The sequence below is a fragment of the Bacteroides sp. ZJ-18 genome (genome assembly GCF_011038705.2).
GTDB classification, from domain to species: Bacteria; Bacteroidota; Bacteroidia; order Bacteroidales; family Bacteroidaceae; genus Bacteroides; species Bacteroides hominis.
Genome location: NZ_CP072198.1, coordinates 258,027 through 283,846, shown reverse-complemented (window position 1 = coordinate 283,846; position 25,820 = coordinate 258,027). Strand labels below are relative to the sequence as shown.

General features: G+C 37.6%; 22 protein-coding genes and 2 pseudogenes. All 24 read left to right on the top strand.

Going from position 1 to position 25,820, the window contains the following annotated elements; genetic code table 11:
• The first annotated feature begins 28 nt into the window (after window positions 1-28).
• The 24 genes and pseudogenes from G7Y45_RS01220 to G7Y45_RS01110 all read left to right on the top strand — a co-directional run bounded on the left by G7Y45_RS01220 (window position 29) and on the right by G7Y45_RS01110 (window position 25,820).
• The gene (locus G7Y45_RS01220; protein WP_005814429.1) at window positions 29-307 is read left to right on the top strand and encodes a TIGR04149 family rSAM-modified RiPP; all 279 of its coding nucleotides are present in this window, start codon (window positions 29-31) and stop codon (window positions 305-307) included.
• A 54-nt stretch (window positions 308-361) separates the two neighbouring features.
• The gene (locus G7Y45_RS01215) at window positions 362-1,582 is read left to right on the top strand and encodes a 6-bladed beta-propeller (RefSeq protein WP_165017018.1); all 1,221 of its coding nucleotides are present in this window, start codon (window positions 362-364) and stop codon (window positions 1,580-1,582) included.
• A gap of 1 nt (window position 1,583) precedes the next feature.
• On the top strand, window positions 1,584-2,840 hold the full coding sequence (locus G7Y45_RS01210; protein ID WP_005814434.1) for a radical SAM peptide maturase: 1,257 nt from the start codon (window positions 1,584-1,586) through the stop codon (window positions 2,838-2,840).
• Between the two features lie 6 nt (window positions 2,841-2,846).
• The gene (locus G7Y45_RS01205) at window positions 2,847-4,058 is read left to right on the top strand and encodes a TIGR04150 pseudo-rSAM protein (protein ID WP_165017020.1); all 1,212 of its coding nucleotides are present in this window, start codon (window positions 2,847-2,849) and stop codon (window positions 4,056-4,058) included.
• Window positions 4,059-4,071: 13 nt separating this feature from the next.
• Window positions 4,072-4,743, top strand: coding sequence for an acylneuraminate cytidylyltransferase family protein (locus tag G7Y45_RS01200; protein WP_165017023.1), 672 nt, complete (start codon window positions 4,072-4,074; stop codon window positions 4,741-4,743).
• 11 nt (window positions 4,744-4,754) lie between these two features.
• A complete protein-coding gene (locus G7Y45_RS01195; protein WP_165017026.1) occupies window positions 4,755-7,271 on the top strand; it encodes a hypothetical protein in 2,517 nt (838 codons plus the stop codon).
• A gap of 56 nt (window positions 7,272-7,327) precedes the next feature.
• Entirely contained in the window at window positions 7,328-8,323 is a 996-nt protein-coding gene (locus tag G7Y45_RS01190) for a glycosyltransferase (protein ID WP_005811226.1), read from the top strand.
• Between the two features lie 67 nt (window positions 8,324-8,390).
• The gene (locus G7Y45_RS01185; protein ID WP_032536216.1) at window positions 8,391-9,056 is read left to right on the top strand and encodes a sulfotransferase family 2 domain-containing protein; all 666 of its coding nucleotides are present in this window, start codon (window positions 8,391-8,393) and stop codon (window positions 9,054-9,056) included.
• A gap of 12 nt (window positions 9,057-9,068) precedes the next feature.
• Window positions 9,069-9,431: pseudogene (locus tag G7Y45_RS01180) on the top strand (hypothetical protein); the annotation flags it as partial.
• A 152-nt stretch (window positions 9,432-9,583) separates the two neighbouring features.
• A complete protein-coding gene (locus G7Y45_RS01175; protein WP_165017028.1) occupies window positions 9,584-9,817 on the top strand; it encodes a helix-turn-helix transcriptional regulator in 234 nt (77 codons plus the stop codon).
• A gap of 43 nt (window positions 9,818-9,860) precedes the next feature.
• Entirely contained in the window at window positions 9,861-10,928 is a 1,068-nt protein-coding gene (locus tag G7Y45_RS01170) for a lanthionine synthetase LanC family protein (protein ID WP_165017031.1), read from the top strand.
• On the top strand, window positions 10,925-11,710 hold the full coding sequence (locus tag G7Y45_RS01165) for a galactosyltransferase-related protein (RefSeq protein ID WP_165017034.1): 786 nt from the start codon (window positions 10,925-10,927) through the stop codon (window positions 11,708-11,710). Before G7Y45_RS01170 ends, G7Y45_RS01165 begins: the two co-directional genes overlap by 4 nt.
• On the top strand, window positions 11,710-12,486 hold the full coding sequence (locus tag G7Y45_RS01160; protein WP_165017037.1) for a galactosyltransferase-related protein: 777 nt from the start codon (window positions 11,710-11,712) through the stop codon (window positions 12,484-12,486). The genes G7Y45_RS01165 and G7Y45_RS01160 overlap by 1 nt, the downstream gene beginning before the upstream one ends.
• 318 nt (window positions 12,487-12,804) lie before the next feature.
• Entirely contained in the window at window positions 12,805-13,119 is a 315-nt protein-coding gene (locus tag G7Y45_RS01155; protein ID WP_165017040.1) for a class I lanthipeptide, read from the top strand.
• 166 nt (window positions 13,120-13,285) lie between these two features.
• Entirely contained in the window at window positions 13,286-13,612 is a 327-nt protein-coding gene (locus G7Y45_RS19865) for a helix-turn-helix domain-containing protein (protein WP_241159048.1), read from the top strand.
• Window positions 13,613-13,656: 44 nt separating this feature from the next.
• Entirely contained in the window at window positions 13,657-14,142 is a 486-nt protein-coding gene (locus tag G7Y45_RS19860; RefSeq protein WP_241159049.1) for a transposase, read from the top strand.
• A gap of 173 nt (window positions 14,143-14,315) precedes the next feature.
• Window positions 14,316-15,440 (top strand): lanthionine synthetase LanC family protein, encoded by a 1,125-nt coding sequence (locus tag G7Y45_RS01145; RefSeq protein ID WP_165017043.1) that lies wholly within the window; start codon window positions 14,316-14,318, stop codon window positions 15,438-15,440.
• A gap of 44 nt (window positions 15,441-15,484) precedes the next feature.
• Window positions 15,485-16,588, top strand: coding sequence for a zinc-binding alcohol dehydrogenase family protein (locus G7Y45_RS01140; protein WP_165017047.1), 1,104 nt, complete (start codon window positions 15,485-15,487; stop codon window positions 16,586-16,588).
• Between the two features lie 14 nt (window positions 16,589-16,602).
• Window positions 16,603-17,577 (top strand): TraB/GumN family protein, encoded by a 975-nt coding sequence (locus tag G7Y45_RS01135; protein ID WP_165017050.1) that lies wholly within the window; start codon window positions 16,603-16,605, stop codon window positions 17,575-17,577.
• 11 nt (window positions 17,578-17,588) lie between these two features.
• Window positions 17,589-19,784 carry a lantibiotic dehydratase family protein gene (locus tag G7Y45_RS01130; protein ID WP_165017053.1) on the top strand — a complete coding sequence of 732 codons (2,196 nt, stop codon included), beginning with the start codon at window positions 17,589-17,591 and terminating at the stop codon, window positions 19,782-19,784.
• A gap of 4 nt (window positions 19,785-19,788) precedes the next feature.
• Entirely contained in the window at window positions 19,789-20,661 is an 873-nt protein-coding gene (locus tag G7Y45_RS01125) for a thiopeptide-type bacteriocin biosynthesis protein (protein ID WP_165017056.1), read from the top strand.
• 6 nt (window positions 20,662-20,667) lie between these two features.
• Window positions 20,668-20,897 (top strand): annotated as a pseudogene (locus G7Y45_RS01120) (cysteine peptidase family C39 domain-containing protein); the annotation flags it as partial.
• A 252-nt stretch (window positions 20,898-21,149) separates the two neighbouring features.
• A complete protein-coding gene (locus G7Y45_RS01115; RefSeq protein WP_165017059.1) occupies window positions 21,150-23,411 on the top strand; it encodes a S41 family peptidase in 2,262 nt (753 codons plus the stop codon).
• A gap of 198 nt (window positions 23,412-23,609) precedes the next feature.
• Window positions 23,610-25,820 carry a peptidase domain-containing ABC transporter gene (locus tag G7Y45_RS01110; RefSeq protein WP_022011532.1) on the top strand — a complete coding sequence of 737 codons (2,211 nt, stop codon included), beginning with the start codon at window positions 23,610-23,612 and terminating at the stop codon, window positions 25,818-25,820.

The following is a 25,820-nucleotide window of genomic DNA, read 5'->3' as shown; positions in this document are numbered from 1 at the left end:
TTATTAATAATTTTGAAAAATAAATAGTATGAAGAAGCTGAATAAAATTAGTTTGCATAATCTTAGCCAAGCTGAGATGGCAAGTAGAGAACAAAATTTAGTTAGAGGCGGATATACTTGTGCTTGTGCAAGTGTCTGCATGGATGATGCGTGTATCTGTAAAGAGGATATTTCTGGTAATTTTCCTACAAGCAATAGTGCTATGGGCTCATATATAGGTGGTGGTGCCTCAGATTCTACTAATTCTCCTGTAGCAGGAGTTTATATAGGTAATACAGAACTACCTGATCCCATAAAACCTTGGTAATATTTTAAGGTTTTGTGATGCAATAGTTTTTTGAAAATTTTATGACTTTGCCTTATGATAAGTAAAATTTATTTCGTGTTAGCCTTTTTAGCTTTATTAGGGTGTTCTTCTCCTTCTCCTCAGCCAATTGTCTCTTCTTTACCAGTGATTGACATTGATAAAGCCCGTGATTATCCTGTGAAACGTATTGAAATACGTGAAGTAGCTGATGTAGAGTATATACCATTGGAAACTACAAAAAAGTCATTGGTTGCGACTTATGTTATTCAAGGATATCACGTATCTGATAAATATATTGTTTTATTCCAAGATGGAAGAGATATCCTGCTTTTTGATCGTTCCGGCAAGTATCTTTGGACTGTAAATCGTAGAGGGGGAGGACCGGAAGAATATCACAGAATATCCAGCCTGGCTGTTGACTTTGCGGCTGAAGAGCACTATGTGTTTAGTTATAATGATCAAAAAATATTTGTCTATTCCTTTAAAGGCGATTTTAAGCGGCTTTTGCGTTTCCCTTCGAAGAGGATGTATCGTTTTGAATACCTTTTTGATTACAATGACAAATACTTGATAGGGTATAATGCCGATTCATTTCATGAAAAGCGAGATCAGGATTTGCATCCGTACTATTTCATTCATAAGAAAAGTGGGCAACTGGTTCCGGTAGACCCTCGTTTGACAATGACTGATCGGGGGCGCAGAGTGTTTCATAGAGAAATAGTCACCTTGCCCGGAATCGCTTATATGGATGCGGATAGTTATATCTTATTACCTGTTTTGAATAATGGTTCTGAGTTTCTGATAACAGATATAGGGTTAGATACTCTTTATAATTTGGCTGATGATAAACTTTCTCCTATTGCTGTTCGTTCACCTTCTGTCACTATGGGTGAACCTCAGATGAATATTGGTCCTATCCTATATACTGATTCCTATCTCTATTTCCGTCTTGTTTCGATGAAGTATGATCGGGCTACTTTTCGACAGGTAGCAGAATGGGAGATGCCATGCTTTTCGCTAAATAGACATACGGGAGAGATTGTAAGACCGTCTATTTATGATTCGAATATTATTGAATCTGAGACTCGGGGTATTTATTTACCAAGTAATATGAATCAAACTTTTGTAGAGAGTAACTATGGCATGTGGACTTATTCCGCATCTAATCTGATACGGTGGAACGAGAATGGCGGCTTGAGAGGAGAGTTAAAAGAAATAGCTTCTAAGTTGAAAGAAGATGATAATAATGTTTTAGTCCTTTATAAATATAAATAATATGAAAGAACTGGCTACTATAACCCCCAAAGAGATTATTTATAATCTGGTTCATCTTAAACAATTGATTTTTGAAGTGACAGATGCATGCAATCTAAGGTGTAAGTATTGTGGATATGCTGATTTATATGAGGGCTATGATGAACGAGAGAATTTAAAATTCCCCTTTCTTCATGCTAAGTTAATCATTGATTATCTATATGCATATTGGAAAAAGGCCTTTTATCAAGGAATTAGGCGTCCGGTACTAATCAGCTTTTATGGTGGAGAACCTTTGTTGAATATGCCTTTTGTCCAACAAGTGATTGCATATATAGAGAGTTTGCCTGAAAGCGGTATACTTTTTAGATATGGGATGACAACAAATGCCATGTTATTGGATCGGCATATGGATTTTCTTGTTGCTAAGGATTTTCAATTGTTGATTAGTCTGGATGGAGATGATCAGGGACAAAGTTATAGAGTCGATTTAGCGGGAAAGAACTCATTTCAGCGGGTTTATTCTAATATTCAATTTTTGCGGGAGAGGCATCCGGTTTATTTCGATACGAATGTGAATTTTAACTCGGTGCTACATAATCGAAATAATGTGGAGATGATTTATGGTTTCATTAAGCGGCATTTAGGGAAAGAGCCGATGCTTTCACCTCTAAATAGTTCTGGAGTGCGTAAGGAGAAACGTGAAGAATTTGAGAAGACTTATCGTAGTCTGTCTGATAGTATTGGGCAGTCTTCTAATTGTGAGATTTTAGAGAAAGAGATGTTTATTAGAGGGCCTCATGCGGCTTTGTTGATGGATTATATTCGTAAGTATAGTGGAAATGTTTATCGTAATTATTCACAATTGTTGCTGGATTCTGATAATTTGTGGTATCATCCTACCGGTACATGTCTTCCTTTCTCGAAAAAAATGTTTGTTACCGTTAAAGGTAAAATTTTACAGTGTGAGAAGATACATCATGAATATGCTTTGGGATATGTTGATGATAATGGTGTCACTATGGACTTGGAACAAGCTGCAATGCAATATAACGGATATGTGAAAAAGTATCAGCGTCAATGTCAGAATTGTTCTGTTAGATGCCACTGTGGGCAATGTGTTTTTTTATTGGATGACACAGGAAAAGAAAATGCGAAATGCAACGCTTATAGTACAAAACGCAATTTAGAGGAATGGAGATCCGTGGCATTAAATTATTTGGAGAAATATCCGGATTTTTATAGGAGGATATTGCAAGAAGTGACAATTAGAGGATGAAAAATTATGAAACAATATTGGTTAGTGCTAGATCCAGGTACTTTTTTATGGGTCAAAGGAAGTAAGGCTTGTGCTTATAGTACTATACAGCATAGAATAATGAGATTTTCTGTAACAAAAAAGTTAAATGCTTTAGTGACGGATTTGCTGCAAATAGATAATCTGTATCGAACGATGCTGACCGATAAAGATCTATCTGATTTCGAAATTCATGGCTGGGTTAAAGAACTTTTGTCGCTGGGGTGTGCAAAACTTATTCCAATAACTAAAGAGAATAAAGAGGTCGCAGTGTCGTTGATGCCAATGCTAAAGGTACAGGACAATCTATCGTATTATAAATATACTCATAATAGACAGACCGATGGGTGTATTATGAGTAATTTACACAAATTAGTAGTTCATTTAAATGGAGCGCAATTAGGAAATAATAATTGGGCAAGACAAATCTTGTTTCCAAAGAGTTTAGGAGTTTGTGATTTGGATAGGGCTTCTTTTTTTCGTTTCTTATATAGTATGGGGTATCCACACTTCTTGTCAGAGATTGTTCTGGTAGGATGTATATGGGAGTATGCTGAAAAGAAGCAATTGTTAGAGCAATTGTGTGAGTTGTCTACTCCAATATCAATTTGTTGTTTAGAGAGGGATTTTGTTACTTATATGAGAAGAGATCTTAAGAGTATATATAGCAAATTTTCATTTTACATATTGATTAATAACTATATATCCGATAATCGATTGATTAAAGACCCTCAAATTTGCTATTATTTTATTCTTTCCTCAGAGGAAGATTATGAGGCTGCAGAAACTTTAATAGTGCAGTATTGTCTGGAAAATTACCGTTTGATACCTATATGTACTGGTAAAAACCTTACATTTTTTGAAAATTGTATTTATTTATCAGAAGAAGAACTCTTAAATATAAATCTTTCTAAAAGAGAGATATTCGCTCATCAAGTAATAAATACTAATTATTTTGGAGTTTTGACGATTGGTCCGGATGGAAAAGTTTATTCTGGTGACATAAATGAACCTGCAATTGGTACGATTGATGAGAGTTTATACACCATTGTTTATCGTGAGATGACCGAAGGTCATTCCTGGCTTCGTATTCGCAATCAAAAACCTTGCTGTGACTGCATTTACCAATGGCTGTGTCCTTCGCCCTCTAATTATGAATTAGCTATTGGAAAACCGAACCTCTGTCATGTGAAACCATAAACGATAATAGCTTATGAATCGTACTTTTTGTTTTGTTCCGGTTCGCAAAGGGAGTAGAGGTATCCCCGGTAAGAACCTGCGTATGCTGGGAGATAAACCTCTGGTATGTTGGATTATCGATACCATCCTTGCTTCCGGCATAGCGGACGAGGTATGTGTAGCGACAAATTGTGATGAAATGGAAAGTCTTATACGAGGCCGTTACAAAGGAGTTGTACGGATATTCAGGCGCAGTGAGTGGAGTGCAAGGGATGAGGCTCCCAGTCTGGAAGTTGTACAGGAATTTTTCTATTTTTGTAAGCCGGACCGGAATGATGATTTTATTTTGTTACAGGCTACTTCTCCTTTTACGACTGCACAAGAACTAAGGGGGCTTGCAGAAGAGATGAAAAGGGGTGAGGCGGATTCCTATGTTGCCTGTTGCCGTTTGAAGAAGTTTCGTTGGAGTGATGAGGGGAGACCTTTGGACTATTCATTTGAAACCAAACCTCGCCGGCAGGAGTACAAAGGTTTTCTGATAGAGTCGGGAGCTTTCTATGCTTCTACGGTGGGGAGGATACTGGACTCCGGGCAGCTTCTTTCGGGAGTTGTGAAGGTGGTGGAGATCGGTCCCGCAGGGATGATAGATATCGATGAAGAAGCGGACTGGAGACTGGCTGAACATTGTATTGAAACCGGGCTTTAATAAAAAAAGATATGGATAGACGGGACTATTATGTGGAGTATTATGAAGTACTGGATAGGGTGCTGTCTGACTACGTGAACCATTTGAGGGAAGAGAAAGAGTATTGGCTGAAAATGGGGAGGCATGATGTGGGCGTGCCTTTGATCAATTTACTATTCTGGCAGTTCACATGGCATAGAGAGGAGTACGACCGGTTACGTAAAGAAGGAAAGAGCTGTGGGGAAGCATTGGGTAGCGTAAAGGAGATACTGGCCGATAAGCAGGTGGAAGAATGGGAGCGACAGGAAGAGGAATACAAAATCTACGACCATGAATGGTATGAAGCACTGGCACCTTATGGCGGGCAGTTGGTGATCTATATTTATAATGCCCGTCAATTGGCTTATCTGACTCCGTTGATTGAACGTCTGGAAGAACCGGTGTTGCTCTTGTCGGAATATGAGATTCCGGATGAAACGGAGTTGCCGGACTTTGTAACAGCCATTACTCTTGAATTTACCAAAACAGCTCCATTGGTTAATCCATTCCTGAAAGAGTGGTTCCCTTTGATTTTTCAATATGCGAATACATTTGATATATTGATGAGGATCTTGCAACCTAAAGGATTGATTTTTCTGGAAGGCTGCCATTACCAGCAGTTATTGCTTGCCACCATAGGACGTGATTATGGAATACCGACCTTGTGTATCCAGCAGGGATGGCCGTCATTGATGCACACTGCTTTCAGGAGGATGCCTTACCGGTACTATCTGATGTGGGGGGAAGGTTTCCGGACTTTGTGGGAGAAGCATAATCCGCTGCCGGACTTTGTTCCGACGGGCTATATGTATCAGGTGGAACCACGCAATGAAACGAAAAAGGAGTGTGTTACTTTTTTCTTGCAGGGACCTTTTTTTCTGAGTGACAAAAAGTATCTTCAAGAGATGATCCGTCTGATAGGGACGGTTGCCGCGGAATTTCCCGCCCGGCGGTTTCTGGTGCGTGAACATCCCGAGTTCAGGATAGGTGAGGAGGTACGCATGGAATGGGAGCAGATTCCCAATATAGAAATGGTAACGGATGAAAAGCTGGCAGAGGTATTTGCCCGCACACGGGTAGGGGTGGCACACTATTCTTCTTCTTTGATGGAGGGAGTGGCACACGGTGCTGTCCCGTTGGTGTACGATCCGACTGAGGGATCGCGGTATTCTCCGGATGTGGAAGCCGAGGGGCTGGGGATGATAGCGAAAACGAAAGAGGAGTTGACCGGTGGTTTGTCCCGGATACTGGAGAATTATGGAGATTTTGAACAGAGGATGGAGAAGGGGCAACCTCTGTGGTTTCAGGCAACAGGAGAAGAAACTCTCCGGAATATGGTAGGGTTTATTAAAGAAAAAATGCCTCCTGTTACGTTGAAGGAGATTTATGTGGTTGATGCGGATACGTTGACACGCGAACGGCCCGTCGGGGTATCGGGGTTATTGCGCTGTAAGAATTGTGAGGATTTTTTGGAGATGTGCATTGATTCGTGTATCGATGGATTGGATGAGTTGATAGCTGTCTATCATGATTGTACGGATCGTACGCCGGAGATTCTCAGGCAGAAGGCGGCACAATATCCGGATAAAATCAGGGTCTTTGAGTATCGGCCGTCTGTATATCCGATCGATCTGGATGAGGAGGAGTTTGAGAAGGCAAAGCTGTTGTCGCCCGACTCTATCCATACGCTGGCAGGTTATTGCAACTATGCATTGTCGAAAGCAAGCTATCGGTACGCAGTGAAGATCGATGCCGATCAGGTTTATTTTACGGATCGGCTGAAACATATCTGTGATGCTTACCGTTCTGATAAAAAAGTGCGGTTCAACGTGACGGAATGCATCTCTTACAACCTGTATCGGGCTTATCTGGACTCTTTCAACCGTATAGAGATGCGACCGTTCAGGTGGCTGGAACGAATTGCGTTGTGGACACATGCGTCGTATGCTTCTTATCTGGAGAAGATGATCATCCGGTATAAAGTGCCTGTCTCGATGTCGGGCATTAACTTGTTCCGGAAAGACCGGGAGTGGATGGTAGGGTTGGGGCAGGAACATCCGGAGCCTGATAGCAAAGAGATACTCCCTCCGTTTAATGGCGTGCGTGATACTTTCTTTTTTGAGGTGTCTGCGGACCGGATATTCAGGTATGTGACGGAAACGAAGCCGGATGGCCGTCATCGGGGACTGGAAGTGATGCGCTGTCCGAATGAAATATTGGATGCCGGTTTTTGTTGGTTTCATTTGCGTGCCCTGATGAAGGAGCATGAAGAGGGCTATCGGCAGTCTTACCGGAAACATCCGGAGCGGTTTATACCTTTGGGGACCTTTGTGAAGCTGTCGTACAGGAGTTTACAACAGAGATATAAACCTTTTGTTGCCGTACGTTGGGCGGAACCGGTATTCGCTTATTTCTTTATGGCGGGTAAAGGAAGGATTCCGTGGAGGATGTTGAAAGGGGGAGGACGAGTAGTGGCAGATAAATGTGTTTCGCAGCTTGATAAAAGATAGATGGTGGATGGATATATTGATTCCCCAAAAATACACGAACTAAAATTGAGAGGGATATGAAGGAGGTAAAAAGACCGGTAGTTTCGGTGGTGGTTCCGGTCTATAATACGGAACTTTTTCTGGAGGAATGTCTGCACTCTTTGGAGAAGCAGACTTTGACGGATATTGAGATCATTCTGGTGAACGACGGATCGACGGATAATTCCGGAGAGTTGCTGCGGGAGTATGCGGGTAAGGATGCTCGTTGCGTTTATGTGGAACAGGCGAATCAAGGACTTTCTGCTGCACGGAATACCGGAATAGAACATGCATCCGGGCATTATCTGGCATTTCTGGACAGTGACGACTGGCTGGCAGAGAATGCTTTGCAGGTGCTTTGTACTATAGCTGCGAAGACCCGGTCAGACATTGTCTCAGGAAATACATTGGCAGTACATCCGGATGGGCAGGTGCGAAGTTGGGAAAGAAGGAGCAGGGAGTTGTTTGCGACGGGAACCGTGGTGTCTGGAAGTACGTATTTCTCAAGAGTGATGGATTGCAGATGTTATGTCCCTATGGTGTACAACTATTTATATCGGAGAGATTTTATTGAGCAAAACGGTTTTCGCTTTGAGCCGGGGCTGATTCATGAGGATGAATTATGGACTCCGCAGGTGCTGACAACCGCTCAGAAAATGACGGTTGCCGATATTGATTTTTATTATTACCGGCAACGGGAAGGATCGATTATGACAGCGACAGCAGCGGGTAGGCGGATTGCTTCCATTCAATTGATTATTGAGAAGTTACTGGAATATAGCCGTAAACATTTGTTTGAGAAAAAACATAGAGAGGCAAAAGAAGCGCTCTATGTAAGGTTGCTGCAGATATATTCTACCGCCTGTACATTGCATCCGGACGGAACTTATACTACTTTGTACGATAGGGCGGGAGAAATGCTTCGTGTTTGTGAGGAACTCAGTCGGCAAGAGTCTCTTGGAAGATGGTATAGTGAGGAGATACTGAACAGGATGAAACTGTACTATGACCGGCTCCAGACGATGGAAGGATAAGGGGCTATGGCAGGGAACTGAATCACTTTATTGTATGTATGTTGGACATCGAAAATCGTAGTATATCATGAAAGATATTGCAATGCTAAACAAAGCACCATTAGACTTCTTCGGATGTAATTTTTGTCTTGTAGAGAAGCATCGTATGGCTTTTGTCCTTATTTCGAAATGTGGACTCACTTTTTTGGAGAATATAGCTATCTATGCGTCTATAGGTATGATTCCTGATACGGAAGATCAGACTCATTTTTATATCGCCCGGGTAAAACCCGAACGTTTTTTGGTACCGGTTTCTGAGATGTCCGGTTATGAAAGGGAGCATAAATCGTATTTGAAGGTAGCTGTTTGGAGGGATCCGGTGGAAAGACTGATTTCTGCTTATAAATATTTTATACTTGAACGTACTTTTAACCGTTATATGTATATGTGTAATCTTTATCAGGATCATTCTTTTGAACGCTTTCTTTCGTTTGTTGAGTTTGAATTGGGGAAGACAAATCCGTTGTGGCAGGATGAACATATACGCAGGCAATCTGATTTTTATACTTCTGCAGAGGTGGATTGTATTGTACCGCTCAGTAAATTAAACTGTTTCTTAGAAGAGAAAGGAGTTGATATACCTGAGGAGAGGTCGAATGCGACATCCGTTCAGTTTGAACTGAGAGATGAAAAACAGATAGCACGGATAAAAGAACTTTATCGCCTCGACTATGAAATACCTGTCAGTTATTAAAAAAGAAATGTTATGGATGCACAGATAGAAAAGATAGCAAAATCACTTTATTTCTCCTACAGACAAACTGACATAGGGCTGTTTTATGGAAAGATGGGATCTTGTCTTTTCTTTTTTGATTATTCACGTGTCACTGAATTGAGGGCGTTTGAGGAAATGGCCGGAGAATTGCTGGATGAAGTGGTGGAGAGTGTCCGCTTAGGGATGCCGGTCGGTTTGTCTTTCGGATGGGCTGGCATAGGTTGGGGGGTGGAATATCTTGTCCGGAGGGGATTTGTGGAAGATGTCGGCAATGAAGAACGGAATAAGATTGATAAGAAAGTGATGGAATATGATGTCAGGCGTTTGGATGACTACTCTTTAGCTACGGGACTGTCTGTTTATTAGAGAATAAGCTGACTGGTGTTAAGAGTATATACAGTTTGTTCTTGCTTGATTAATTGTCCTTGCTTTTTATCCGTATATCCTTATTAGGATTTGGATTATATATAATATGATAATTTTGAATATATAAACTTAAATATTAGATGATTATGATGAACTTTTGTATTGGAATTTTAATTCAAAAAAAACTGGAAGAATCTGGGATGTCTAAAAAAGAATTGGCAAAACGTATTAATTGCTCGCGTGGACGAATATATAATATTCTTGGTAGTTCTACTATTGACCTTGATACACTTTTTGCTGTATCAAAGGCACTTAAATATGATTTTTTTTCAGATATTTTAGAAGCGTATTCAAGGGAATATCGGGAAATGTGAATTTTAAAATAGTATATAAACTTCGTGTTAAATTCTTCGTTTTATGGATGAAAAACAAATAATTAGAAATATAATAAAAGATATTTTACCTCAGGATTATTTGAGGGTATCGTTTGATATATTTAATGGGAAGATGGGAGCTTGCCTTTCTCTTTTTGTGGCATCTCGTTTTTTGAAAGACAAATCTATATTGGAAAAAGCTGAATTACTAATGGATGAAATATGTCAAGATTGCGAAAGGATGTCTATTCAAAATCAAATTGATTTTGAAACAGGTTTAGCCGGTATAGCATTTGGCTTTACTTATTTGGCCAAACATAAATATATAGATATCGAACCGAATAATGTTTTGAAAGAATTAGATGATTGCATTTTTCGATGGGTATCTTCAAAAACAATGGAAGAACTCCAAAATTACACATCTTTATTGTATGGTATATTATTTTACTTATTGTATAGTATTCATTTTTATATAAGCGTTGAGGACGAATCTGTGTTGTTGAAGAAAGAACTTGTTGTTTTGATTATAAATGCTATAGAATCATCAAATGATCAAAATGGATATATTCAAATCAATAATGAACCTTTTGTTTTTAATATGAACTTATATAAACTTCCTATTTATATATATATTATTACTGAAATATATAAATTAAATTTTTACAATTATAAATTGGATAGAATTATTGATAGTCTCTCTGCATTTATATTAAGTTCATTCCCTAGATTAATATCAAATCGTATCTATTTAATTTCTTCTGTTAGGTATCTTTTGAATATTAAACCTATACCGTTATGGGAAGAGCATGTTGAAATATTAGAACGAAGTATTGATGTCGATGCTATGTTAGATTATGAATTTAAAGATAAAGGTATTGCTTTAAATAATGGTGTGAGTGGGTTGCTGATGTTACTATCTACACTGGAAACAGAAAAATTTAAATTTAGAGAAGATCTTTGTTGTAAAATTGTAAAAAAAATAGAGCGTTCCTCTTTTTTTAGAAACATAAAACAGGAAGATTATTTTTTAAGTACAGTTTCTGGCCCATGTGGCATCGTATTATCGTTATCTCTTTATGGAATGTGGAAAGAACAATATTGTAAGCTATGAGAAAAGACATAATGGATGTTACATTTTTGATGCCAGTTAGGATTGATTCAATGATTCGGTTAGAAAATTTACAATTAACAATTAATTTTTTGAAATCTAATTTTTGTTGTAGGATTTTTTTGTTGGAGTCGGATCGGTATAATAGATCTTTAGTAGAGCGTTTGTGCGCTAATGTAAGGTATGAATTTGTAGAAGATAAGGATGCTGTGTTTTATAGGGCAAAGTACCTAAATCGGATGGCATTGCAATCTGAAACAAAGTATTTGGCTATTTGGGATCCAGGCGTTATTATTCCGCCTACTCAGGTATTAGACTCTGTTTGGCAATTAAGAAATAATAAATATCATGTTGCATATCCATACAATGGCTGGTTTATGGAAACTTCGGATATCTTACGTGCTCAATACCTTGAAAATAGAGATATTGGCTTTTTACTGCGAAATGTTGATAAAATGCAATTGCTAAATGGTTCTTGTGAGAATGTGGGAGGAGCTGTATTAGTAGCTCGTGACGCCTATATTATGGCTGGTATGGAAAATGAACATTTTTATGGTTGGAGTATGGAAGACAATGAACGCTTTGCTCGTTGGAAAAATTTAGGTTATTCCATATATCGTAGCAAAGGTGTATTGTTTCATTTAACTCATCCTCAGGGAGGGAATAGCGGCTATATGTCAAATTTTCATCGACAAAGAGTCTATACAGAGTTGGAGAAAACTTTATCTGAGACGAGAGAAGAAATTTTGTTTAATATAAATAACAACTATTATAAGATATCGTAATGATAAAGCAAGATCTTTCTGATGTAACTTTTCTTATTCCTATAAAGATAGACTCTGTAGGTAGGCTGGAGAATCTAATATTATCGGTCAGGTTTTTACAACGTTATTTTCGTACGAAAATAAAAATATTAGAAACTGGTCGATATAATAGTCATATATTGGAAGACTTATTGGATGATGTAGATTACAGATTTATTAAAGATGCTGATAATATATATCATCGTACTAAATACCAGAATATTTTAGTGGAGGGTGTGTGTACACCTTATATTGCTATTTGGGAGGCAGATATCATCGCTTATCCTGAAAAAATAATTTATGCAGTAGAACAATTAAGAGAAAATAGAGCAGAAGTTGCTTATCCTTATAATGGAAAGGTTCTTGATGTCCCCATGTTGCTTCGTGAATACTATGCTAAGAGTGAAGATCTACTGTTTTTGGATAGAAATGTAACCTTAATGAGGGTCTTGTATGATAGGGTAAATTTGGTTGGTGGAGCTATTTTCTATAATAGAAACGCTTATTTGGATGGTGGGAAAGATAATGAAAGATTCTATGGATGGGGAAATGAAGATTTTGAACGAAGACTGCGATGGAGGGCTTTAGGATACAGGTCTTTACGTGCGGAAGGCCCTATGTTTCATTTAGGACATCCACGTGGAGAAAATAGTAAATATAAGTCTTTTTACAATAGTTTATATAGTGCAAGTTTAGTGCTTTCTACAGCTTTGTCTTCAGAAAAAGACATATTAAATGATCAGATAAACAATCTATAAAGAATATGATATCATTAAGTGTGAAATGCAAAAGATATACTAGTTATGAGGTGTGGAGGTATAGGAAGGAAGTTTTTGTTTAATTTTGTTAAATTATAGGTGCTCAAATATAAGTCAAATATGTGCAGATTTGTGACATATGATTATTTGAAAATAGCTTTGATTAAGTTATCTTTGTAATTCATGATAATTTAATTGGTTTGAGAACGAAGTAATTGTTCTGGCCATAAAGTTAAAAAAGAGTTAATCTCAAAATGGGTAAAAAGTAGACCTGCTTGTGATATATATAATTGTAGAATTAACTAAATATGTTATTTTATGGAAAATAAAAAGAAAATCAAGCGATTGGTTCTTAAGAAAGAAGAAATCGTTAATTTAAATGACTACCAAATGGAGGAAATGAAAGGTGGATCTTCATGGGGATGTGTTGCTTCAGTTACAGCAGTGAGTGCATTATCTTATATGGTGAGTACGGATATTTACAATGGGGGAAAAGATAATAGTTGGTGGAACTGCGATTATTCTAATCAAGCAAATTGTATGTCTGATCTATCTCAAAAAATAGTACAATTGCCAGATGGTAGCCGTGCTTGTGAATTTCCAGAAATTAATGTTTATGGATATCGTCCGTAATTAAGTAAGTAGTTATTTATAATTATTTTACATATGGATAAATTGCCTTATCTTCGTCTCGAACAAAAATGTGGGATGACTGAAAATCAGGAAATTAACCCTGGGCGATTCCGAACGTCGTCAGCTCACGATAGGTTTCCGCACAGGCGAAAACCATTGTTTTCGTATGCGTTGCCGTGCCATACTACTCAAAGCGGACGGTCTGAGTGCGTCCCAAGTGGGCAAACAAACGGATATGATAGCCCAAACTGTTGGCAGTTGGGGCAAACGTTTCGAAGGCCAAGGAATCAAGGGATTATATACACGTTCTGGACAAGGTCGCAAAGCCATCAGGGATTGCTCGGACGAGGAAGTTGTGTGCAAAGCCATCGAATCAGACCGACAGAGTGTCCGTGCAGCCCAAGAAGCTTGGCAGAATGCTTCGGGCAAGGAAGCGAGCGAATCGACGTTCAAACGTTTTTTATCCGCATTGGCGCAAGATATAGATGTATAAGGAAATGTCCTAAGGGTGAGCCCTCGCTGCAGCAAGAACTTGAAGTGCTTTTTGAAAAAGGAGCAATCGACCTCTTCTATGGTGACGAGTCCCATATCTGCACAGAAGGATATGTCCCTTACGGGGGGCAGTTTTCCGGAGAAGATGTCTACATTCCTGTCGAAAAGGCCAAACGACTTAACATCTTTAGAATGATTGACAGGAATAACCGCTTTGAAGGGGGCTGTACCTGCGAATCTGTCGATGCAGAGAAAGTTGTTGATTTTCTCGATAGATTCTCTTTCAAACTCAACAGAAAGACATTTGTCGTGCTTGACAATGCAAGTGTGCACCGTAATGAGAAAATAAAACGAATGCGTCCCATGTGGGAAAAACGTGGCCTCTTTCTGTTCTACATTCCTCCCTATTCTCCTCATCTAAACATAGTGGAGACTCTTTGGCGTATTATGAAAGGGAAATGGCTCAGACCACAGGACTATGCCACTACGGAAGCGCTTTTTATGCCACAGACAGGGCGCTGGCAGCTATAGGAACACAACTGAATATTAACTTTAGCCATTATGCTGCTTAATTTTGATTAGTAACTTAAGGTTTTATCTGTGAAAGTGTGTCTTCTAATGATAGCTGATTATTTCGCTCTAAAGTAAGTAAAAGGATGTAAGCGATTGTTGTTTCAAGTACATTTTTCTATATTTCCATAAAGATGATAAATGATAGCCTATTAAAAGGATTTGATTTATGCTATGACCAAATCCACAAAAATGTAGAATTAGAAAAGAGAGGGATCGTTTCGGGAGAGATTGGTGCACTTTTTTGTCTGTATTATTTGTATAAATTGACAGGTGAACATAGGTATCGGAATGAAATGTATCAGCTTGCTAATCAAATGATTGAAAAAGAAGATACAAGTTTGAGCTTAGGTAGCGGGCTTGCGGGGCTGTGTTTGACTCTTCATTGGTTAGGATTAGGGTATCTTGTGAATGATCAGATGGAGGAAGTAGACCGAATGCTTGAACAGGAGTATTATTTAATGTTGGATAAAAATGATTTAGATTATTATCATGGAGCTTCTGGTTATCTTTTTTATTTTCTGCAAAAGCAAAATTATGTTTATTTAGACTCTTTAGTAATGGCTTATCAAAAGAGAGTAGAGATGAATTGGAAAAAGCACGACTGGCTTACCCCATTTTTTGAAGAAAGGGGTATGCCAGTTATGGTGACTAATTTGGGAACTCCTCATGGAATTACAGGCATTTTACTTATTCTTTTAATTGCTAAAGAGAAATGTCATATCCCTCTTGAAACTATTATAACTAGCATTTGTAACTTGTTACTAAATTATCGGTTTACGAAAAAAAAATGTTCATTTTTCCCTTCTGTGATAAAACAGGATGGCATGAAGCAAGAAAGCGGAATAGCTTGGTGCTATGGAGATATAATGGCTTGTTATGGAATATTGAAAGCGGGCTTACTAATGAATAATGCTTATTATACTGAAGTTGGACTCTGGATGCTGTTGCAATTGAATAATCGCACTGATTACATGAAAGATGATTTATGCTTATGTCATGGATACTCTTCTTTGATGTATATTTATAGACAAATTTATGAAATGACGAAGGATGAATCTTTTTGTCAAAGCAGTTTGTTTTGGTATAACAGTGCGGTGTCGTCATTTGATATTAAGATAAGAAAATATGAGAAGGAAAGAGCCTTTCGTGATTTTATGGAGAACCCTTCCTTGTTTATGGGTGTTTCTGGCCCTTTTTTGGCATTATTGACATGGGAGACAGAATATACAGAATGGACAAAATGTCTTTTATTATAGTATCTTGTATATTTAAAAATAGAGTTGAACTTATAAAATAGTTAATGATGAATACAGTTGCAATTTGTAATTTATGTATGAAGGAGGCTGCTCCAAACCATTTTTATGAAAAGTATTTTCTAGATGGCGAGGAGGTCCTAATATCACTATTGGATGTAGAAGAGACGGATTATGATCTTTATTTTGATGAAAAATCAATTTTGATTAAGGTAAATGCTTTTTCATGTAATTTTCGGGATCGTTCGCTAATACACTATTTCTCATCGCAGTGTCGTCGGTTAAGCGGTGACAGGAAATACTTCTATTCTCCAATTGGGTCGGAGTTTGCTGGTGTGGTAGTTAAAAGAGGAAGTCATGTGACTGCCTTTCAGATTGGAGATCGAGTTATGGGAGATATGACTTTTCCTTTTAGAAAAAATGGAGAGATAGGAGGTGTTGTAACGAATTATGCTTCTCAGAGATTACTGCTGTTGAAAGAATGTCAGTTACGAAAAATCCCAGATTGTATGTCGAATGTGGTTGCAGCCGCTTTTGTTCTCTCTGCACAGACGGCATATAGTATGGTACGGAAGGCAAAGTTGAGCGGTGGTGAGAATGTTTTGCTTACGGCGGCAACATCAAATACTTCATTAGCGATTATAGAACGGCTGAAAAGTTTTCCTGTGAACGTATATGCAATTTCTTCAAAAGCTACTTCTGTGAGAAAACAACTATTAGAGATGGGAGTAAAAGATGTTTTTACTGTTGAAGACATGTCTGCGAATGTAGGGGCAATACAAAATATTAAATTTGATGTGGTCTTTGATCCTTTTATTGATTTGTATATAAATAGAATTTCGAGATTTTTAAATTGGGGGGCGAAATATATTTTTTGTGGATTTTATCGACAAAACGATTTATTTGTATCTAAAAGCATTCAAGAAGATTTGAAAACGAATTCGATCTATTCAATATGCATTACATTAAATTTGTCTTTAATTGGAAACTGCTTAGGGGATATGAATGATTTGAATAATGCCATTTTAGATTATATGGAAGGAAAGTTTTCAATAAGAGTAGATTCTGTTTATACAGGAACAGATATTAAAATGTTTTTTGATAAAACGTTCTTAAAAGAGCGTTTTGGTAAGGTTGTTTATGAATATTAAAAGAAAAGTGTAAAATGAATTTGATGTGTGGTGTTTTATTTCTCTGTCTTTTATCTGTGGGAATTCAAGGTTGTTCATCATCTGTTAAAACAGTTGAAGTGGAAGATGCTTTGTTGTGGGAAGTCTCCGGAAATGGTTTACAACAGAGTTCATACGTGCTAGGAACAAAGCATGATGTTGATCCTGCTTTCTTAGTTACTATCCCTGGTTTTAGAAGAATTTTTAAGGCTGTAAAGCAATTTGCTCCTGAATGCGACATGTTATCATCGGAATTTTCTCAGTTGAAAAGGCCAAAAACTAATCAGCGTGAGAGATACCTCTTGATGCCTTTGGATACTACTTATAATATGCTATATGATACAAAGGATTTTCAATTAGTGGATTCTGTTCTTAAAAGATATACTTCTTTTTATGAAAAATTTATTCCTTTGTATTGGGTACGGAGTTATGGGAATGAAATAATGACTCAAGGGAGAGGGAGCCAGAAAGGGATGGATGTACATCTGACTCTAGTTTCTTATCAAAATTCTAAGAAAATCGTACCTTTAGAGAGTGTTGAAGACATTAGTAGACGTGAAGCTATGTTGTGGCAGTTAAATCGTAATGTGAATTTACGTATGCAAGCGGAACAGCTATTATTTTTAATAAAATGTCGGGAGCCTTTGGAGGGGTATGCTGTTTTGGTCGATTCTTTATATCGACAGCATAAACTATCTGTATTTTCTAATAAATTGTTATTAAAAGAAATGCTAAATAAAATGTCTGTACCCGATTCAATTGTTTTTGCTGCTTTAGGTTCAACTTATCTAAAGGAATATACCTATATGATTGGTATAAAACGGAATAAAGATTGGATAGGAAAAATAGAAAAGATGATCAAGAAAGCTTCTACTTTAATAGCTGTAGGCGGAGCGCATCTTCTTGGTAAAGACGGGATTATTGAGCTATTAAGGGAGCAGGGGTATGTTGTTCAACCTGTCGTAAACTAGAAGGAAAAAGTATGTATACGCCTTTTGAGAGTTATGCTTTTCGCTTGCCTGCTTTACCTTTTGTTTACTTAGTTGAAATGCTATCTTATTCGAAAACACCAGAGCAGTTAATGGCGGATAAGCGTATTAGAGATATTATATATGTAGCTTCTCCTGTTTTGCACGCAGAAATAGAGAAATATTTTTTAGGTAAAGTAGAGGATTCAAAGAAAAAGGAAAGGATCATTTTATCATTTGTAAAATATTATAGTAGGATGTGTACCCGCTGTACCCCTTTTGGACTATTTGCTAGTTGCTCTGTAGGTTGTATCGGTTCTCATACAAGATTTCAGGTAACAAATGGCTTGAAGCGGTGTGCAAGACTCGATATGTTCTATCTTTGTTCTCTGGCTCAGTATCTTTCTGGGTTGTCGGAGGTGCAGCGGCAATTGAAATATTTTTCTAATAATTCATTGTATAAAGTTGGGCGTGGATACAGATATATTTCATATCGTTATTTGAATAGTAGGAGGATGCATTCTATTGCTTCTATAGAAGGGGCTGCCTCTCTTGATTGGGTTCTTAAAAAAGCAAAAACAGGTATCTCTATTCCTGAAATAGAATCTTATTTTAAGAAATCAGGATTTGGAGTGGATGAAACGGAGAAGTTTGTTATGGAATTAATAAATTCACGGGTACTTGTTAGTGAATTGGAGCCTAATGTTACAGGAGAGTTTTATTTTGATCAATTAGCAAAAAGATTGAATGATATATACTTTCCTCCTGAAAATAAAAATTTGAAAACATTTTTGATCGAGATTGATAATATCTTGAAAAAAAAGAATAAGGGGATCGAAAGTCATATTTTAGACGATTATAAGAAAATAACTTCATTGGCTACGATTCTCCCTGTACCATTTGTGGAGGGGCAATTACTTCAAGTAGATTTGGGCAGAGAAAATGAGGTAGCTGTATTAGGGAGAGAAGTTTATGAAGAATTGCAATCTCTTATTTCATTCTTACTTAAAATAAATTCTAATGAAAAAAATGCGACATTGAACAGTTTTCAACGAGCGTTTTATGATCGATATGAAGAGCAAGAGGTACCTCTTGCTCTTGTGCTTGATCCAGAGTTAGGAATTGGTTATCCTGTTAGTCATGGAATTGCGGATATTTCTCCATTAATTGAACAATTATTTTTGCCTCTAAAAAGCGATAAGTTTACCTCTACAACCATGGATGTATCTTCACTCTTATTGGGCAAGTTGTTGGAAATGCAACAATCTGGTGAGAAAGAGATTGTATTGACTCCCGATGATTTAAAAGGGGAGGAAGGCTCTATGGAGAAATTGCCGAATACAATTTATGCTATGGTACAGATTGCTAAGAATGGTGTTAATGACTTTTTGTTAAATGTGAAATCAATTGGAGCTTTTGCTGCCAATTTATTATCACGGTTTTCTCATCTCTGTCCTGAGTTAGAAAATTTAGTTATAGAGATTACTCGTAAAGAGCAAGAGTTAACATCTGAAGGAATATTGGCTGAATTGGTTCATCTACCAAATTCAAGAGTGGGTAATATATTGTCTCGTCCTCATATACGCGATTGTGAAATCGTATACCTGGCTCATTCGGATTTACCAGAAAACCGTCAGATGAATGTATCGGACTTGTTGTTGTCTTGTCATGGGGGAGAATTAATTTTACGGTCAAAAAAGATGGGTAAGAGAGTATTTCCCCGTTTAACAAATGCCCATAACTATTATCTTGATACTTTACCGATTTATCGTTTTTTGGGGGATATGCAATATTATAACGAAAGAAATATATATAACTTTAATTGGGGAAATTTGGGGAATCTTTTGGATTTTCGTCCAAGAATACGATATCGTAAAATGATTTTATCGTTGGCCTCTTGGACTGTGAACTTGAAAGAAATTAATTCTTTTTTTCTGTTGGATGAAGAAAATTTATTGGAAAGGATGAGTGACTGGAGAGTGTCACGAGCTATACCTAAATATGTAATATTAGCGGATGGTGATAATGAATTATTTGTGGATATGTCTTCTGTAATCAGTTTAAAAGCGCTTTATTCTGTAGTAAAGAAAAGAAGGTCGTTTATTATAACGGAATTCTTCTTTAGTGGAGAGGAGTGGACGGTATGTGGTGAAGAGGGAGGATATACTAATGAGTTTATTATACCTTTTTATAGGAGGGGAAATGAGTAAAATAATGGTAAGAACTTATATTCCTGGAAGTGAATGGCTGTATATTAAAATATATACAGGAAGTACCACTGCTGATAGGATTCTAGTTAACATAATTGCTGGTATTGTCTCTGTTTTAGTACGGAAGAGACAAATTAAAAAGTGGTTTTTTGTTCGATATATGGATACTGATTTCCATTTGAGGATTAGATTACTTTTAGAAAACACTTCATTATGGGGAGATGTTTTGAAACTATTTTATGTTAAGTTAAATAGGATGGTATCTTGTCAACTTATTTGGAAAATTCAACTGGATACTTATAATAGAGAACTGGAAAGATATCATGTTAATTTGATAGAACAGACAGAGTCCCTGTTTTATATAGACAGTACATATACATTAGAAATTTTAAGAGTGTTAAAAAAAACACCCCAAAAATCAAATATGCATTGGATCTTTTCAATGAAAATGATAGATGCGTTATTAGATGACTTTGGATATAATTTGTTTGAGAAGCAACGTATTTTAGACAAAATGGATTCTTCCTTTAAGATGGAATTTGGTTTTAATCAGTTTAATGTGAAACAGCTTAATGCAATGTATAGAAAGTATTCTATGGAAATCGATTTTGTTGTTAATGAAAGTGGAGATACGAAAGAGTTATTCCATTTACTATCTATATTAAAAAGACGATCCAGAGATATAAGTAAGGTTATTAATGATATGAAAAAAGTAGATAAAAATAATACATTTGAATCTTTAATGGAGAGCTATATACACATGATGATGAATCGTTTTTTTCTATCGAGGAATCGAACCTTCGAATTGATTGTATATAATTTTTTGAATCGTGTCTATTTAAGCAGAATAGCACGTTTGAAATATTCAATTGTATAACTGATTATGAAGATATTTCCTCATTACTTTCAGTTGGACGCTATGGATTGCGATCCTTCCTGCCTTCGCATGATTGCGAAGTACTATGGTAAGACTTATTCCCTGCAAACCTTCCGTGCACGTTCTTTTATTACCCGTGAAGGAGTTTCTATGTTGGGCATCAGTGATGCGGAGGAATCCATAGGTTTCCGTACTTCGGAGGGCGTGTCTCTTTGGAGCAACTGAAAGAGAATGTATCGTTTTTTTTAAAGTTGTGTTTATGGTGAAGAGCAAAGAGTTACTTCTTATAAAATACAGAATGAGGTTCTTAATTTCTTGATATAATCAAATTATTTCCCTAATAATGATAAAATGAATATTATTTTATCATTATTATGTGAATATAATGTGGCAGGTTATGTTTCTGATGATACGATTGTGGATATGTGTTTTGAAATATTGCATAATTATTATAATTTTGAGAAAATAAATAGATTTATTTCTTGATCATGAATTTACGTAAAATTATTTTGTGTATAGTTTTGTTTATTGATTTATTACCTGTCTTTTCGCAGAAAGCTGTTCGGTCTGATTTTTTTGAAATGCTAAACCGGATTACTTTGCAAGAAAAGATTGGTTTGGATAATTACTTTACTGAGTCATTTGCTAATATGATGGATCATGGAACATGGAACTATTATATAGATGGAAATCCCATGTATAAGTTGGATCCTACTAACAGTAGAAAGTATTTTGTTAAGCAATCAAATGATCGTGAAACTCGTTTTATGATTTATCATCCTTTTGAAGGGCTGTATTCTACGGGAGATTCTATTTCCTTTTGCGGCAGAATTAAATTAGAAGGAGAATTTGGTGCTTATTGCTCCATAACTCAGGGAAGTGAAAGAGATTCTATAGAACTTAATTCCCAAGGGAACTGGAACACGTTTAGATGTACTATTCCTTATTCTAATGATATATATCAGAAGTCTGTTGTTATATCACTGGATATCTATGGGAATGGTAAGGGGAGTGCGGAGATTGCTGATATGAATGTTTTTATTGATGAGCTTCCCATTGATGAGGTATGTCCTTTGCCTTTGGCTAATAAAGATCATGAGTTTGATGATGGCACTCCGATTAATTTAGGAAATCTATCATATGAAGAGGTAGATAGACTTGCTTTAATTTGTAAAATTTGGGGCTTTTTAAAGTATTATCATCCTTCGATAGCTCAAGGAGATTATGATTGGAATTACCAGCTATTCCGTATTATTTTAGCTACATTACATTCTGATAATAATAATTTTTTTAATGATCTATGTCGTTTTATACCCTCTATTGCCGGATTGAAGAAGGAGAGTAATGACTTGTGTAATGACTCTATTATTTCCCAAATTCAAATGCTTTGGTTGGAAGATTCCAAAAAGTTAGGAAGTAAACTTCAAAAGAAGTTATTTCCAATAAAAAAGCTGGAGCGAAGTGGATTTAATTATGCTGTTGGTCCTTATTCTCCTCAGAACAAAGAGCGCTTAATCTGTTTTCGAAATGAAACTGATTATGACAATATTCCGGTTTCCGATGATGGTTATCGAATCTTATGTTTATTTCGTTTTTGGAATATGATGTATTATTTCCATCCTTATATGGAACGAAAAGAGGATCATTGGCTATCTATTCTGCCTCAATATATTCGTCTGTTTGCTAATGCTCGCAAATTAAATGACTTTGATAAAGCATGTGCAATGTTAGCTTGTGAATTAAAAGATACCCATACAACTTTCTATGGATTCAAGACTAATCTTTATGGGTTTGGAGAAGGAATCTATGATGATGGAATATTGCCGATTGATGTTAAATTGATTGATAATCAATTATTTGTTACTGAATTCTTAACTGCTGAAGCGGTAAATATGGGGCTTCAAGTTGGTGATTGTATAACTCATGTAAATGGACGTAGTATTTCTACTATTCGTCAAGAAAAAGATCGATATCTACAATTCGCTAATGATAATGCAAATCAAATCCCTATCGTTTACACAGCATTTCATGGAGATTCTGTGACTTTAAATATTAAAAGACATGGTATTGAAAGGACTCTTTTTATAAGAAATTGGAAGCAATATGCTAGAACTGTTCTTGATGATGGAACTGCTCCTATGAAGCTGATGGAGGTTGCTGATGGGTTTTTTTATATTAATCTTTCTCAAATAACCAGTTTAGAACTAAAACAGAAATTGGATTCGATTAAAGATTCTAAAGGAATTATATTTGATATGCAGGGGTATCCTTTCGATCAAAATAGTGCAGAAGTATTGGCTGACTATCTTTACCCTAAACCAGCTTGCTTATTTTATTATACATATGCAGATCTAAAACATCCCGGTATTTTCCGTAAAAATCCAAATATGTTTTATTATGGTAAACAAAACCCTGATTATTATAAAGGTAAGGTTGTTGTGCTTGTAGGTGGTGGCACTATGAGTAAAGCAGAGCAATTGGCCTGTATAATGGGAGCGTCTCCAAAGGGGCATGTGATTGGTAAAGGAATGATGACAGGAGGTGTTTGGGGAAATACGGTCGTTGCTCCTTTTACTTCAGGTAATGCAACAAGGTATACAAATATTGGGGCTTATTACTTGGACGGATATTGTACTTATCCAAATGGAGTAAAAATCGATCAAGCGGTTCCTTTTTCTGTAAAAGAGGGAAAAGATGCAGGTTTAGGAGAACTTATTGAATATGCTTTGAGCTATATAGACGCGAATTAGTTTTCTTGGATAGTCTTTGAAATAGATATTTCAAAAAATAAATAATCTGAGATATGATTAGAGTGACTTTTTTACTATATTTGTTATTCTGTTTTTTTGATTGAAATAAAAGTTGGACTTTTGCTGTTTTAAAGAGGACATAGAAAGTAATCCTAAATAAAATTTCAAATGTCTTGTCATTGTTTTTGTTAAGATATGATGAAGCTAAGTTCTTTTCCTCATTACCTCCAGTTGGACGCTATGGATTGCGGCCCTTCCTGCCTTCGCATGATTGCGAAGTACTATGGTAAGAGTTATTCTCTGCAAACTCTCCGTGCACGTTCTTTTATTACCCGTGAAGGAGTTTCCATGCTGGGCATCAGCGATGCGGCGGAATCCATCGGTTTCCGTACTTCGGGAGTCCGTATCTCTTTGGAGCAACTGAAAGAGGATGTACCGTTACCTTGCATTCTGCATTGGAACCAGAATCACTTTGTGGTCTGTTATGATATAAAGAAGAAGCGCAGTGGCTACCGTTTCTATATCGCTGATCCGGCACGTCAGTTGATTTCGTACAGTGAGGAAGAATTTAAAAAGTGTTGGTTGTCTACCAAGGTGAACGGAGAGGAGAAAGGGGCTGCACTTGCTCTTGAACCGGGCCCGGAATTCCAAGGGCAGGGAGACGAAGAAGAATCCGGCAGTCGCAGTCTTCGTTTCTTTCTTAAATATTTGTCTCCTTACCGTAAACAGTTGATACAGCTGGTTCTGGGAATGCTGACAGCGAGCTTGCTGCAACTTATCTTCCCATTTCTGACACAGTCGTTGGTGGATGTGGGTATCCGTGACGGTAACCTGAACTTTATCACTCTGATCCTGATCGCACAGCTGGTGATCTCCGTTTCGCAACTTTCGGTCGAGTTTATCCGTAGCTGGATCATGCTTCACATGAACACACGTATCAACATCTCGCTGATCTCTGACTTCCTGGCAAAGTTGATGAAACTACCGCTCCATTATTTCGATACGAAGATGATCGGTGACATTATGCAGCGTATCGGTGACCACGGGCGCATCGAGAGCTTTCTGACAGGCTCGTCCATCAGTACGCTTTTCTCTTTCGTAAACTTCTTTATTTTTGCTTTTGTGCTGGCTTATTATAATCTGGGTATTCTTGCCATCTTTCTGGTAGGCAATTCACTCTATATCTGCTGGATTCTTGTGTTCATGAAGTACCGGCGCGAACTGGATATCCGGCGTTTTGCCCAGGCGGCGGGCGAACAGAGCAGTTTGATTCAGTTGGTGACTGCCATGCAGGAAATCAAGCTGAACAACTGCGAGAAGCAAAAGCGCTGGCAGTGGGAACGCATTCAAGTGAAGCTTTTCAAGATCAGCGTGAAGGGACTGGCATTGGGGCAGGTTCAGCAAGTGGGTTCTGTGTTTTTTAATCAGACAACGAATATCGTAATTTCCTTTATTGCTGCCAAATCGGTTGTGGAAGGGGATATGACTCTGGGTATGATGATGTCTTTGACGTATATCATCGGTCAGCTGAGTGGCCCCATCGGCTCTTTTATCGGCTTTGCCCAACAACTTCAGGATGCAAAGATCAGTCTGGAACGCTTGAACGAGATTCACGGTCAGAAAGATGAAGAACAGGATATCACTTCAAAACTGACGGTTCTTCCGGATCGGCGTGATATTCGTATTGAAAATCTGTCGTTTAGCTATGACGGGGCGGACCGTGACTATGTGCTGAAGGATGTGAATCTGGATATACCCGAACATAAAGTGACAGCGATCGTGGGGGCGAGTGGTAGTGGTAAGACTACACTGATTAAGTTGATGCTCGGTTTTTATACTCCGAATAAGGGGGATATCAAAATAGGTGAGACTCCTCTGGATGTGGTGAATCCGCATCTCTGGCGTGCGAAGAGTGGTTCGGTGATGCAGGATGGCTTTATTTTCTCTGATACGATTGCGAACAACATTGCTGTTGGTGAGGAGCAGGTGGATGTGGAACGTTTGCGCCATGCTGTGACGGTTGCCAATATCCGTGATTTTATCGATTCTCTTCCTTTGGGCTATAATACGAAGATCGGAATGGAGGGGAACGGCATCAGTCAGGGACAGCGACAGCGCCTGCTGATAGCCCGTGCGGTTTATAAGAATCCGGAGTTCCTGTTTTTCGATGAGGCGACGAATGCACTGGATGCCAATAACGAGCGTGAGATTATGGAACACCTCCATACATTCTATCGGGGTAAGACGGTTGTAGTGGTAGCACATCGTTTGAGTACGGTTCGTGATGCGGATAAGATCGTGGTGCTGGATAAAGGTGCTGTGGCTGAAGAGGGCACTCACCGGGAACTGACGGAGAAGAAAGGATTGTATTATCAGTTGGTGAAGAATCAGCTGGAGTTAGGAAGTTAG

What these genes read in the sequence shown, in the direction of transcription:
- G7Y45_RS01220 (WP_005814429.1), top strand. Translation starts at nt 29, where the DNA reads ATGAAGAAGCTGAATAAAATTAGTTTGCATAATCTTAGCCAAGCTGAG.
- G7Y45_RS01215 (WP_165017018.1), top strand. Translation starts at nt 362, where the DNA reads ATGATAAGTAAAATTTATTTCGTGTTAGCCTTTTTAGCTTTATTAGGG.
- G7Y45_RS01210 (WP_005814434.1), top strand. Translation starts at nt 1,584, where the DNA reads ATGAAAGAACTGGCTACTATAACCCCCAAAGAGATTATTTATAATCTG.
- G7Y45_RS01205 (WP_165017020.1), top strand. Translation starts at nt 2,847, where the DNA reads ATGAAACAATATTGGTTAGTGCTAGATCCAGGTACTTTTTTATGGGTC.
- G7Y45_RS01200 (WP_165017023.1), top strand. Translation starts at nt 4,072, where the DNA reads ATGAATCGTACTTTTTGTTTTGTTCCGGTTCGCAAAGGGAGTAGAGGT.
- G7Y45_RS01195 (WP_165017026.1), top strand. Translation starts at nt 4,755, where the DNA reads ATGGATAGACGGGACTATTATGTGGAGTATTATGAAGTACTGGATAGG.
- G7Y45_RS01190 (WP_005811226.1), top strand. Translation starts at nt 7,328, where the DNA reads ATGAAGGAGGTAAAAAGACCGGTAGTTTCGGTGGTGGTTCCGGTCTAT.
- G7Y45_RS01185 (WP_032536216.1), top strand. Translation starts at nt 8,391, where the DNA reads ATGAAAGATATTGCAATGCTAAACAAAGCACCATTAGACTTCTTCGGA.
- G7Y45_RS01175 (WP_165017028.1), top strand. Translation starts at nt 9,584, where the DNA reads ATGATTATGATGAACTTTTGTATTGGAATTTTAATTCAAAAAAAACTG.
- G7Y45_RS01170 (WP_165017031.1), top strand. Translation starts at nt 9,861, where the DNA reads ATGGATGAAAAACAAATAATTAGAAATATAATAAAAGATATTTTACCT.
- G7Y45_RS01165 (WP_165017034.1), top strand. Translation starts at nt 10,925, where the DNA reads ATGAGAAAAGACATAATGGATGTTACATTTTTGATGCCAGTTAGGATT.
- G7Y45_RS01160 (WP_165017037.1), top strand. Translation starts at nt 11,710, where the DNA reads ATGATAAAGCAAGATCTTTCTGATGTAACTTTTCTTATTCCTATAAAG.
- G7Y45_RS01155 (WP_165017040.1), top strand. Translation starts at nt 12,805, where the DNA reads ATGGAAAATAAAAAGAAAATCAAGCGATTGGTTCTTAAGAAAGAAGAA.
- G7Y45_RS19865 (WP_241159048.1), top strand. Translation starts at nt 13,286, where the DNA reads ATGCGTTGCCGTGCCATACTACTCAAAGCGGACGGTCTGAGTGCGTCC.
- G7Y45_RS01145 (WP_165017043.1), top strand. Translation starts at nt 14,316, where the DNA reads ATGATAAATGATAGCCTATTAAAAGGATTTGATTTATGCTATGACCAA.
- G7Y45_RS01140 (WP_165017047.1), top strand. Translation starts at nt 15,485, where the DNA reads ATGATGAATACAGTTGCAATTTGTAATTTATGTATGAAGGAGGCTGCT.
- G7Y45_RS01135 (WP_165017050.1), top strand. Translation starts at nt 16,603, where the DNA reads ATGAATTTGATGTGTGGTGTTTTATTTCTCTGTCTTTTATCTGTGGGA.
- G7Y45_RS01130 (WP_165017053.1), top strand. Translation starts at nt 17,589, where the DNA reads ATGTATACGCCTTTTGAGAGTTATGCTTTTCGCTTGCCTGCTTTACCT.
- G7Y45_RS01125 (WP_165017056.1), top strand. Translation starts at nt 19,789, where the DNA reads ATGGTAAGAACTTATATTCCTGGAAGTGAATGGCTGTATATTAAAATA.
- G7Y45_RS01115 (WP_165017059.1), top strand. Translation starts at nt 21,150, where the DNA reads ATGAATTTACGTAAAATTATTTTGTGTATAGTTTTGTTTATTGATTTA.
- G7Y45_RS01110 (WP_022011532.1), top strand. Translation starts at nt 23,610, where the DNA reads ATGAAGCTAAGTTCTTTTCCTCATTACCTCCAGTTGGACGCTATGGAT.